This is a genomic window from Streptomyces sp. URMC 123 (assembly GCF_051386515.1).
GTDB lineage: Bacteria > Actinomycetota > Actinomycetes > Streptomycetales > Streptomycetaceae > Streptomyces.
In genome coordinates, this window is record NZ_JBPQTV010000600.1 from 1 (window position 1) to 1,459 (window position 1,459).

The window sequence follows — 1,459 nt, forward strand, 5'->3', positions numbered from 1 at the left end:
GAGACAGCCACCTGCCTCCTCCGCCACCCCCGCGCGCTCGGCCCGGGCCGCCACCGCGGCCTCCAGGGCGTGTCGCGCCGCCCGGTACAGCAGCCAGACCGGCACCGCGCCCAGCAGCAACGGCGTCACCCCGACGGGCGCGGGCAACCCGGACAGCGTCTCCTCGCGCACGAGCCGGGTGCCGTGCGCGAGGAGCCAGAGGTCGGCGGCGATGTGCAGGGCCCCGCCGGGCCCGCTGTCCGGATAGGGGGAGATGATCCACAGCAGCAGGACGACGACGGTGATCGCACCAAGTCCGAGGCCGGCCGCGACCGCTCCGCCGAGCAGCCCCGACCCGGCGGCCGTCGGCCGCTCATCGGCGGGCGCCCGGCCGTATGGCGACAACGACGCGCCACTTTCGGTCATTTGGGTCACCCCGCCATGCTGCCAACAACACACGATGAGCCGGTGTAACGAGCGAATAGTCGTCGTGTCGCTCAATATGTGCCTATGCACCTTTTCGTACGGCACTCCGACACGGGTACGAGCCGCCGCGTATCGCTCCGGCGTTCGACCGATACGGGCGCGGCGGCCCGCTGCGCCCGGAGCGTGGCGTACGACCCGGGCGTGGCGTACGACCCCGACGGGGCACTCCGCCGGCGCCCGGCGCGCGACCCGGGCCCGGCCCGCGACCGGGCCTCCGTACGCCCCCGGCGCGCCCGCGCCCGTACCCGACCCGGCCGCGGCGCGGAGAGACCCGTATGACGCGCAGCAGGCCGGGCGTCACCCGGGGAGAGGCCCCGCTGCCGCCACCGCAGGAGCGCCGACGGCTACGCGAGGCGCGCTCGCTGACCAGGGAACAGGTCGCGGCGGCCGTCGGCGTCACCTGCAATACCGTGCGCTCCTGGGAGGCGGGCCGCAGCACGCCCCGGGGCCGCAAGCGGGCGGCGTACGCCCGTCTGCTGGAGGGGCGCGGCCCGTCGGGCCCGTCGTGGGCCGGGCCGGCGGCCGACGCCCGGGGCCGGTCCTCGGGCGGCGACGGCCCACGGATCGGGCGGAGCGTGTCCGGGGCGGCCAAGGGCCTGTCGGCCGCCGCACCGGGGTGGGGGACGGCGGCCTTCCTCCTCCCCGCCCGCGATGACAGCGCGTCAGGCACGGCACGTGTCGGCGCGGCGGTGGTGGTCGCGTCCGGCTCGGGTTCACGGCCCGGCCCCGACGGCGAGGGCTGCCGCCCGGCCGAAAGGACCGGAAAGGCCGTCAGCCGGGGCGAGGCGCCCCGGAAGGACGGCGACGCCGACGACGCGCGGACCACTGACGCCCCCTCGGCTGAGGGCGCGTCGGCCGACACCCCCTCGGCTGACGACCGGCCGGGGGCGGGCGGCGGCGCCGCGGAAGGCGGCGGACCGCCGCGAGCACGACTGTCGCGCCTCGTCGGGCGGATCGGCCGCCGGCTGCGCCACCCCTTCGCCCCCGCCTCCAC

The 1,459-nt window shown here is 77.8% G+C and carries 2 protein-coding genes; one reads left to right on the top strand and one right to left on the bottom strand.

Annotation, left to right across the window (positions count from 1 at the left end; translation table 11 throughout):
- A partial coding sequence (locus ACSNOD_RS31090) for a cell division protein PerM (protein ID WP_436770422.1) occupies positions 1-405 on the bottom strand: 405 nt, incomplete at its 3' end.
- A gap of 335 nt (positions 406-740) precedes the next feature.
- Here ACSNOD_RS31090 and ACSNOD_RS31095 point away from each other — a divergent pair.
- Positions 741-1,459: helix-turn-helix transcriptional regulator (locus tag ACSNOD_RS31095; protein ID WP_436770423.1), on the top strand; the 719-nt coding region annotated here is incomplete at its 3' end.